8 protein-coding genes are annotated in these 10,696 nt (G+C 62.3%); all 8 read left to right on the top strand.

All coding sequences use genetic code 11. The features are described from left to right. Nucleotides 1-9 precede the first annotated feature (9 nt). The 8 genes from AC1RKI_RS11570 (at nt 10) to AC1RKI_RS11605 (ending at nt 10,659) form a co-directional block, all read left to right on the top strand. On the top strand, nt 10-789 hold the full coding sequence (locus AC1RKI_RS11570; protein ID WP_492795410.1) for an oxepin-CoA hydrolase, alternative type: 780 nt from the start codon (nt 10-12) through the stop codon (nt 787-789). A gap of 56 nt (nt 790-845) precedes the next feature. Continuing rightward, a complete protein-coding gene (locus tag AC1RKI_RS11575; protein ID WP_061959087.1) occupies nt 846-1,922 on the top strand; it encodes a phosphotransferase in 1,077 nt (358 codons plus the stop codon). A gap of 446 nt (nt 1,923-2,368) precedes the next feature. After that, nucleotides 2,369-3,382, top strand: a complete 1,014-nt coding sequence (locus tag AC1RKI_RS11580; protein WP_061959088.1) for a Bug family tripartite tricarboxylate transporter substrate binding protein — start codon at nt 2,369-2,371, stop codon at nt 3,380-3,382. Between the two features lie 429 nt (nt 3,383-3,811). Beyond that, nucleotides 3,812-4,390, top strand: a complete 579-nt coding sequence (locus tag AC1RKI_RS11585; protein WP_061959089.1) for a fimbrial protein — start codon at nt 3,812-3,814, stop codon at nt 4,388-4,390. A gap of 116 nt (nt 4,391-4,506) precedes the next feature. Next, a complete protein-coding gene (locus tag AC1RKI_RS11590) occupies nt 4,507-5,301 on the top strand; it encodes a fimbrial biogenesis chaperone (RefSeq protein WP_244787006.1) in 795 nt (264 codons plus the stop codon). A gap of 1 nt (nt 5,302) precedes the next feature. Next, a complete protein-coding gene (locus AC1RKI_RS11595) occupies nt 5,303-7,960 on the top strand; it encodes a fimbria/pilus outer membrane usher protein (protein WP_061959091.1) in 2,658 nt (885 codons plus the stop codon). Beyond that, on the top strand, nt 7,957-8,916 hold the full coding sequence (locus AC1RKI_RS11600; protein ID WP_061959092.1) for a fimbrial protein: 960 nt from the start codon (nt 7,957-7,959) through the stop codon (nt 8,914-8,916). The genes AC1RKI_RS11595 and AC1RKI_RS11600 overlap by 4 nt, the downstream gene beginning before the upstream one ends. A gap of 30 nt (nt 8,917-8,946) precedes the next feature. After that, nucleotides 8,947-10,659: a ShlB/FhaC/HecB family hemolysin secretion/activation protein gene (locus AC1RKI_RS11605; RefSeq protein ID WP_492795415.1), complete on the top strand. Its 1,713-nt coding sequence runs from the start codon at nt 8,947-8,949 to the stop codon at nt 10,657-10,659. Nucleotides 10,660-10,696: the final 37 nt, after the last annotated feature.

The raw sequence follows: 10,696 nt of genomic DNA on the forward strand, positions 1-10,696 counted from the left end.
GAGGCTGCGATGACTGCCCAACTGCTGTCCGAACGCGTCGACTCGACACTGATCCTGACCATTTCCAACCCCGAAGCACGCAACGCCCTGCACCCGGACATCTATGCCGCATCGCAGGAGGCGCTCGAGGTGGCCGCGCGTGACGATTCGATCCGCGCGGTGGTGCTTACGGGCGCCAACGGCGTGTTCTGCGCGGGCGGCAATCTGAACCGCCTGCTTGGCAATCGCTCGCAACCGCCTGCGGTGCAGGCCGCCAGCATCGAAACCCTGCATCACTGGATCGAATCGTTCCACGCCTTTCCGAAGCCGATCATCGCCGCAGTGGAAGGCCCCGCCGCCGGCGCCGGTTTTTCGCTGGTGCTGGCGTGCGACTACGTGGTAGCTGCCAGCGACGCGAAATTCGTCATGGCCTATGTGAAGGTGGGCCTTACGCCCGATGGCGGCGGATCGTACGAGATCGCGCGCATGCTGCCGCGCCAGCTGGCCAGCGAAATCCTGATGGAAGGCAAGCCTGTCGACCCCGCGCGGCTGGCGCACTTCGGCATCGTTAATCGCGTGGTGCAGCCGGGACACGCGCTGACCGAAGCGCTGCGGATCGCCGAAAACCTCGCCCGCGAATCGCCCAATGCGGTGCGCGGCATGAAAGCGCTGATCAACCACGCCGGCACCGCCACGCTGACGGAACATCTCGCAGCCGAGCGCGACAGCTTCGTGGCCGCGCTCCATCACAAGGACGCCGGCGAAGGCATCGGCGCCTTTCTCGAAAAGCGCAAGCCCAACTACCGCTGAAGCCGGGCCGGGCTGACAACGCAGACAAAACAACGACATTGCGGAGAGAGACACTCATGAGCACCAACGTTTCGCACTTTGAAGGTACGCGGCCCGTGGCAGATCAACAGCGCTTCGATGTTGCCGCGCTGGAGGCCTGGATGCGCGAGCACGTCGACGGCTTTGCCGGACCGCTGACCGTCGAGCAGTTCAAGGGCGGTCAGTCGAATCCCACCTTCAAGCTCATCACGCCGGGGCAGACCTACGTGATGCGCGCCAAGCCAGGGCCGAAATCGAAGCTTCTGCCGTCCGCCCATGCGATCGAGCGCGAGTATCGCGTCATGAAGGCGCTTGCCGGCACCGATGTTCCCGTGGCGCACATGTACGCGCTGTGCGAGGACGAAGGCGTGATCGGCCGCGCGTTCTACATCATGGAGTTCGTCAGCGGCCGTGTGCTGTGGGACCAGGCGCTGCCCGACATGACACCCAGCGAGCGCGGCGCGATCTACGACGAGATGAACCGCGTTATCGCCGCGTTGCATTCGGTCGACTACAAGGCCATCGGCCTGGCCGATTACGGCAAGCCCGGCAACTATTTTCAGCGCCAGATCGAGCGCTGGAGCAAGCAGTACAAGCTGTCGGAAACGGAATCGATTCCGGCCATGGACAAGCTGATCGCCTGGCTGCCCGAGCATATCCCGCAGGAAGCCGATGAACTGACGAGCATCGTGCACGGCGATTACCGGCTCGACAACCTCATGTTCCATCCCACCGAGCCCAGGGTGCTGGCCGTGCTGGACTGGGAGTTGTCGACGCTTGGCCATCCGATGGCCGATTTCGGCTATCACTGCATGAGCTGGCATATCCAGCCCGGTCAGTTCCGCGGCATTGCGGGCCTCGATCATCAAGCGCTGGGCATTCCCGACGAAGCCGCCTATCGCCGCCTGTACGAAGCGCGCACGGGCCGCCAGATCACCGGCGACTGGAACTTCTATCTCGCGTTCAGCATGTTCCGCATCGCCGGGATTCTGCAAGGCATCATGAAGCGCGTGGTCGATGGCACGGCGTCGTCGGCACAGGCACTCGACGCAGGCAAGCGCGCCCGGCCGATGGCCGAAATGGGGTGGACCTACGCCCAGAAATCAGGCGCCTGATTCGGGTCGTCTGCCTGTTCTTGCTTAGCTGTCGCCGGCCTGTTTGCTTGCCGCGCTGGGCCATTTGACAGTCGTTGATCGACGGTTGATCGACGGTTGCGCGGCTGTTCAAGCCCTGCTCCCGGCCGCGCGCGACCTTTGCAGCTGCGTTTCCAAGTGCGAGGCGCGTGGGCCGTCCTCTCCTACCGTTGATGCGCCCTGCCACCTTCATGTAGGCCATCCATCATTTGAGGGCGGCGGCGGCGCGCTTTAGTCATCCGACAACTGAGCACATTCAGTTGCTTTGAGCCGCGGCCCTCGTTCGCGAGCCGTCACGTTTGAGCGTCTTCTGCGGCAGGTTTCTACAAGTTTCTACGTGTTTTCCTGATAGACCGTGCTCGAATTCAAGCCTACACTTCCGTCATGTTGTACGACAACTGATGATAAGTGTTGACTGGAGACACAGCATGACCTCTTCTCGCCGCCAATTTCTCGGGCAACTTTCCGGCATGGCCGCGCTTGGCACGCTAGGCACCGTGGGTTCCGCGGGCATCCTGGCACCGGCGTCCGCCTGGGCCCAGGACAAATGGCCGACCAAGCCGATCCGCCTGGTGGTGCCCTACCCCGCCGGCGGTTCGTCCGACATCATTGCGCGCCTGATCAGCAAACCCCTGGGTGAGGCGCTGGGCCAGCCGATCGTGGTCGACAACCGTCCGGGCGCGAATGGCAACATCGGCGCCGCGATGGTCGCGCAAGCCGGTACGGACAACCACACGTTGCTTCTTTGCGACGTCGGCGCGCTGGCGATCAGCCCGTCCGTGTACACCAAACTCACTTTCAACCCTGAGAAAGATCTGAAAGCAGTATCGATGCTGGCGTACTCGCCGCACCTGCTGGTGGTGCATCCGTCGGTGCCGGTCAGCAACCTCAAGGAACTGGTTGCGCTGTCGCACAAGCAGACGCTCAACTTCGCCGTCACCGCCATCGGCAGCGCCCCGCACCTGGCCGGCGTGGCCGTACAGCAAGCCACGCAGGCCGCGTGGCAATACGTGCCGTATAAGGGCGGCGCGCAGGCCATTGCCGACACCGTCGGCGGCACCGCGCAGGTGCTGATGAACGGCATGCTGGCCACGCTGCCGCAGGTTCAATCGGGCAAGCTCAAGCTGCTGGCGGTGTCCAAGCGCACGCGCATGGCACTGGTGAGCCAGACGCCAACCATCGCGGAAAGCGGCGTGCCCAACTTTGAATCGGGCACGTGGCAGGGCGTGATGGCGCCCGCCGGCATGCCGGACGCGCTGGTTCAGCGCCTCAATGCCGAACTGGTGAAGATCATTCGCACGCCTGAAATCCGCGCGCAACTGGCCGGACAAGGCGCGGAAGTCGTGACCATGTCGCCGGCCGACACCGGCAAGTGGTTCAGCGCCGAAGAAAAGCGCTGGGCACAGGTAGTCAAGGCCTCGGGCGTCAAGTTGGACGCCTGAAGCTTCCCCCGCAGTCACCCCGACGGGCGCGACCTTCGCGCCCGTTTTTCATTTTTACAACACCCCACGTCAACAGGCGCCGCGACAATTCCTGCCCCCTGCACGAATAGCCTGCCGGCGCGTTGCTTGAGCGCACCCAATCATTTCGCGGCGCCCCTCCCATCCATCCGATTGCCAGGCGCAATCGCGCATCTCCCCCGCTGACTTCTAGTCGGTCTCTGACGTGTCTGACCTAGAAAACTCCGAAAAGTCAGCACCTATCCCGTCGCATTCCCGTTCAAACGTCCCCAATCGCTGCACGCCCCGAGTGATTTGGATGATCTGCGATTTCTGGCGTTCTCGCGCACGACAAGAATGCAGTCCTGCTCCCCTGGATCGAAACGCCCAGCCAGCAGACATCCGAGAAAGCCAGAAACCTTTACCAAGATCATGAACATTCGAACCACCAAACGAATTCTGCAATACGCCGCGCTGCTGAGCGCAGTGGGCACCGCCATGTCTACCGCCGCCGCGGAAGACGGCAAGATCACCTTCACCGGCAGCATCAGCAGCACCACCTGCATCATCGAAGGTGGCGGCGCAACCGTCACCGGCAACTCGAACGGCAACTTCACCGTCGGCCTGCAGCCGGTCAGCGCAACCGCGCTCGACACCGCTGGCGCACGTGCCGGCGACACGCCTTTCTGGATCAAGCTGTCCGGCGCCGATTGCACCGACGGCAAGGTCGCAACCGTCTACTTCGAGCCTGCCCAGAGCACCAACATCAACGAGGCCACAGGCAACCTGAAGAACACCGTTGTCACCGGCGGCGCAACCAACGTTGAAGTTGGCCTGCTGAACAACAGCAAGCAGACGATCAACCTGTTCACGGGTACGCCGAAATCGTCCGCAACGATCGCAGGCAACACCGCCAAGTTCGATTTCTGGGCGCAGTACGTGGCAACCGGCGGCGCCACCACTGCAGGTAGCGTCAGCACCGACGTCGTCTATTCGATTCTTTACAACTAAATCGATCGCCGGCCGCCCCATCGCACGGAGGCGGCGCCCCCATTCCTAACGGCTTGTCTCCCCGTTTGCGCTGCGTGCTGCGGCGGGAGACCGGTCGATCTGCAAAAGGTATCAACGTGAAGAAAGCTCTCGCAATCGTCATTTCGGCAATGACGTTCATCGCTGCCGCCCCTTCCTACGCCTCCGTCCAGGTGGCGGGCACCCGGGTGATCTTCGACGGCGCAAAGAAAGAACAGACCGTCCGCATTTCCAATACCGGCAAATCTCCTCTGCTCGCCCAAATCTGGCTGGACACTGGCAAGACGACCGAAGGCGGTCTGCCCCTCGCCGGGGAGGACGAAACACCGTTCGTCATTACGCCGCCAGTCGCCCGCATCAACGGCGAAAAGTCTCAAGTCATCCGCATCTTCCAGACCGCCGAAACCGCGGCGCTTCCGAAGGACCGCGAGTCGGTCTTCTGGCTCAACGTTCTCGAGGTGCCAACGAAGGCCAAGCCCAAAGCCAAGGAAAAGGTTCAGGCCGAAGCCGAGGACGCCGGCTCCAGCAACAACCAGTTGAGCATTGCCTTGCGTACGCGGCTGAAGATGTTCTATCGGCCAAGCGGGTTCAAGGCTGACGTCATCGCCGCTTCCGACGAACTGAAGTGGAAGCTGCGCAAGGAAGGCAACGAGTACGTCGTGGTCTGCGACAACCCCAGCCCGGTCCATATTTCGTTCGGCCAGATGCACCTGAAATCCGGCGACCAGTCTGCGGAGTTGGCTGGCGGCATGGTCGCACCGATGAGCACCGAGCAATTCCGTTTCTCTGCAGACCACTTGCCCGCCGGTGGCCCGCTGACGCTGAAGTTCGACTACATCACCGATCTCGGCGCCTTCGTTCCCAAGCAGGTAGACCTGCGCCAGGGAGACTAAGGTGTCCAAGCTTGCCAAGGGCCGGGCCGTTTCCGGTCCGACTTCTCGCCACACCCTGCACGCAATCGCGCTGGCTGCCGCCGCGCTGTTTGCCGACGCTTGCCTCACCACGGCAACGGCCACCGAGATCGCCGCCGAACTGGCGCCCGACTCATCGCTGTCACGCACAGTGGAGGATGAAGACGATCAAGGCGACGTCGAATTCGACCGCTCATTCCTTCGTGGCATGAGCCAGTCGATCGATCTTGCCCCCTTCGAGCGTGACGAAACCATTACGGAAGGCATCCACCCCGCGGAAGTCAACGTCAACGGTATGCTCTTTGGCACGCAAAAGCTGTCGTACTCTCGCAATCCGGCAACTCGCCGCGTCGAACCGTGCTTCGACAAGACATTCATTGCGCGCATCGGCATCGATCCCGCAAGACAGCTGAAGGTACTCGAAGGCGATGAGTGCGTGTTCCTCGACCAGGTAGTCGAAGGCGGCACCGTCGAATACGACCGCGGCGAGCAGAAGCTCACAGTCAGCATCCCGCAGGCCTTCCTGCTCAACAGTGCACGTGGCTATGTGCCGCCTGACCTGCTGGACAACGGCGTCACGGCGGCAATGTTCCGCTACTCCCTGAGCTACTCGAACACCCGCAATTCGATCGGGCCGTCGGGCCAATACCTGTATGGCGGCCTGGAAAGCTCGTTCAACTTCGGCCCGTGGCGCTTCCGCTCGTTTGGCACGTTGACCTCGAACGAGGGCACGCCCACGCGCTGGAACCACACTGCAGCGTACCTGCAGCGCGCCCTGCCGTCGCTGCAGGCAGAAGCCACCATCGGCGATTGGAGCACCACCGGCGCACTGTTCGACACCACGTCGATCCGCGGCTTCAGCCTTGCCACCGACGATCGCCAGTTGCCCGAATCGCAGCGCGGCTACGCGCCGACGGTGCGGGGCGTTGCGCGGACCAATGCGGTGGTCACGGTACGCCAGGGCTCGAACGTCGTGTTCGAGTCGAACGTGCCTCCCGGTGAATTCGCATTCTCCGATTTGTACGCAACAGGATATGGCGGCGACCTCGAAGTCACCGTCACCGAGGCCGATGGCAGCATACAGAAGTTTGTCGTGCCCTACGGCAGCCTGGCGCAATTGCTGCGCCCGGGATACACCAAGTTCAGTGCCACATGGGGCGAGATCCGCGATAACGCCCTCTCGGAAGCGCCGATCCTCATGGAAGGCACCGTCCAGCATGGTCTCACCAACGACATCACGCTCTACGGCGGCGTCCAGATCACGGCTCCCACCTACTATGCGGCCGGGATGGCCGGCCTGGCCGTCAATACGCCGCTGGGCGCGCTGGGCCTCGACCTGACGCAGTCGTACGCATTCTGTGTCGACTTCGCACACACGTGCGGCGCCACCGGCCACAGCGTCCGGGCAAACCTGGGCAAGCTTGTCGCAGGCACGGGCACGTACTTCAGCCTGGTCGGCTACCGTTACTCGAGCCCGGGCTTCTATTCGCTCAGCGATGCGCTGCACCTGCGCGAGTATCTACTCGGTAATACGGAGCAAGTGCCGCTGCGCCTGCGCGACCGCTTCGACGTCAACATTACGCAAACGCTCGGTCCGCGTTGGGGCAACCTCTTCCTGACTGGCTCGTATGGGCGACGCTGGGAAGACAACGGGCGTACGCTGAGCTTCCAGGCCGGCTATACCAACAGCCTCGGGCCGGCGCGCTACAACATCAGTATCGGTCGCGTGCAGAACGGCACCGGCAGCGAAGAGAACAGCATGTTCCTGACGGTTTCGCTGCCGCTCGGCAAGTCGGTCGAGAATCCGGCCAACCTGAGCCTGAGCGCATCGCGTATCGACGGCGCGGACGATCTGCGCGCCAACGTGACCGGCAACATCGGCCAGGACGGTCGACTGGGCTATGACGCCTGGGCTGAAGGTGCAACAAGCGGTCACAGCCGGGCGTTCGGTGGTGGTCTGTCATACGTCAGCGACGCCGTGAAGGGCAATGTCTCGTACGGCAACAGCACGCACACCAACACGATCGGCGTAAATGCCACCGGCGGTGTCGTGGTCCACGACGCAGGCGTGAAGTTCGTCAGTGAACTCGGCGACACGATTGCGATCGTTCAGGCCGAGGGCGCCACCGGCGCACACGTGATGCCGAACAAATTCACCACGATCGACGAAGACGGCATCGCTATCGTGCCTTACGTCACGCCGTTCCAGTGGAACAACATCGATCTGGACCTCAAGGACACCGACATGGGTGTCGAGGTCGACAACTCGCGCATCACCACGGCGCCGACTGCCGGCGCCGCGGTGAAGTTGGTGTTCGACTCGCGACGTTCCACTTCGGCTGTCATGCGGGCCAGACGCGCCGACGGCAAGGCCGTTCCGTTCGGCTCCAGCATCAACCTTCCGGACGGCACCACCGCGGGCACGGTTGGCGGCGGCGGAAACTTCATCGTCAGCGGCCTGACCGAAGCCACCGACATCACAGTGAAGTGGGGCAACACCGCGCAGGATCAGTGCGTCGTTCATTTTGTTCCCGATGCGGACGCGGCCAAACCCAATCGGGCTCCCGTTGAGGTTCGTGAAGTTGTCTGCGAGCCCAAAGCCAGCACTTCCGCACCCGCCCCTACCGTAGGTGAATCATGAAATCCATTACCAAGCGCCTCTGGCTCGTCTTGCTGGCATGGGCGTTGACAGCCCCCGTCGCATTCGCGGGGACCTGCAAACTCACGTCCAACGGCGGGCAGCCGCTAAAAGCGGATATCAACCTTAGCAGCATCACGGCGGCGACGGCAGGCACCGCCGGCACCGTGCTCGCATCGCGCGACATTCCCTTGTCCGCTCTAAGTTACACGTGCGGCGACAACACCAACACCGAACTGCGCATGGCGATGGCCTCCGGCGCGGCGCTGACGGCCGTGGACAACGTCTACACCACGTCGGTGAGTGGCCTGGGCATCCGCCTGCGCTGGCCTTCCACGACATGGTGGCCAAACGCCCTGCGCTGCCGTACTTCGGGTTCGAACAGCTGTTCGGTCCCGGCGGATTCCGTGCGCGTCGAACTGGTTCAGACCGGACCAATCAGGGCCTCGACCTTGCCCATCGGCACATACGGCACCGTGACGCTGCTGGCGCCGGACGACTCGAGCGCCGGCCAGGTCGTCGCGATGCGGGTAGTCGTCAGCGCGCCGATCAACGTGTTGGTAAACACCTGCGCGGTCACGTCCGACACCCGCGTCGACGTGGGCAGCTTCACCGACACCGCGTTCGACACCAAGTCCACCGGCCCCAAAGTCTCTTTCGACCTTTCGCTCAATTGCCCTAGCGCCTCCGCGGTCAGCATCACCTTCGACGGCGACGCACCGTTCGGCAGCGCCGTAAGCGGCCTGGTCTCCAATGACGGCAGCGCGAAGAACATCGCCGTTCAGCTTCTCGATTCAGGCGGAGTTTCGGGCGTGAAGCTCGCCAAAAAGTATTCGTTGGGGACTGTCACCGGCGCCAAGACCCTGAAGTACTACGCCAGGGCTTATCGACTGGGGACGCAATCAGTAACCGCGGGCGATATCGACGCATTTGTGGTTTTCACGCTCGATGTCCAGTAGCCGCAGTTCACTTCCCATTAGGAATACATCGTGAAACAAGTACTCATCATTGGTATCGCCACCGGCATATTGGCGACCACCGTCTCCGGCGGCGTCCTGGCGGCAACGCCAGCACGTGACGCACGCCAGGAACTCGATCAGCTCGATAACATGCGTCGCCAGCAGGCGATCCAGTCGGAAGTGGAACGTGAACGCGAACGCGAACGCGCCAGCCAGCAAGCCGCGCCGGTGAACGAAACATCGGGCGAGGCGGCCAAGCCGACCGAAGCGAAGTTCATGATCTCCCGCATCACCCTGCTTGGCGATGACAATCCTTCGCCCAAAGTCACCGAGATCCTTGATGCGCGCCGCGATACGTTGATGGGCGCGAGCGAGATCATGGCGCTGGTCCGCGACCTTACCAACTACTACGCGGAGAACGGCTTTGTCACCACCGTCGTCGTGGTGCAGCCGGGGAAACTGAACGCCGGCGAACTCACGTTGGAAGTCAAATGGGGCACGATCGGCGGCATAACTGTCAACGGCAAGGAGCCCGGGTTTCGGGACCGAACCAGACTGTTTAGCGCCATGCCCTTTTCGACAGGCAAACGGCTGAACATGTCGGATGTCGATCAGGCCGTCGACAACCTGGTGCGCGGTGGCGGCGACGACAAGATCCGGATCGTCGCTGGCGAGCTCGAAGGCACATCGATACTCGATGTCACCAACACCACGCAGAAGATGTTCAGCGGCAGCGTTGGCGTCAACAACAACGGTCGCGAGAGCGATGGCTGGAACCAGTACTTCGCCTCGGTAGGGGTAACGAATCTGCTCGGCTTGAACGACAGCCTGTCGGCCTACTACTCGCAGCAGGATTACAACGACACCCGCAATCTGCAACAGATCGGCTCGGCCAGCTTCAGCATGCCGCTCGGCTATTGGACGCTTGACGCATCGTGGTCTGGGTCCCACTACGAGAACATCGTCGGCGGCATATTTGGCGACTACTTGAGCACCGGTACGTCCAGCCGCTACAACTTCCGCGCCTCGCGCGTCATGCACCGCGATGCCGACGGCAAGACTAGCGCCTACGTCAAGTTTGGCACGCGCAATAGCTACAACGACATCGAATACACGCCGGTCAGCGTCTCCACGAAGAAATACTCGGAATTCGGCATCGGCGTAAGCCATGTCGGGCAGGCACTTGGCGGCTGGGCATACGGCGATCTCAGCATCAGCGCTGGCGTGCCCTGGATGGGCGCGGCATGGCGCGACGATCCCGATCTCGCGGCGTTCGACATGAACTACACCAAGGTCAACGGCATGCTGACGTGGAATCGCTCGTTCCAGCTTGCCGGCATGGACTTCGAGTACGAACTGGGCTCTGGCTTCCAGTACTCGGAAGACTCGCTCGTCACCGACGCCAGATACAGCCTTGGCGATGAATACACGGTCCGCGGATTCAAGGACACGGCGTTCTACGGCGACAGCGGGGCCTACCTGTCCAACACCCTGCGCGTACCGCTCAGGTTCAACATCATCGGCGGCATCAATGTCACGCCGTTTGTCGGCTACGACCTTGGTTTCGTCAAGACCAACGGCCCCCAAGGAGGCACCGATTACGTGATCGGCGCTGCCGTGGGATTCAGATTCAGTGGCAAGTATTTCAGCAGTTCTCTCACCTACGGGTGGCCAATTGCTGCACCCGCCCAGCCGCAACCGCTGGCAAAGGCACTCAACTATCGGCTGGAAGCGCGCTTCTAAACAGCCCATCAAGCCAATTTCATAGCAACAGGTAGAA

It is taken from the genome of Cupriavidus sp. GW822-FHT06G04 (genome assembly GCF_058799075.1).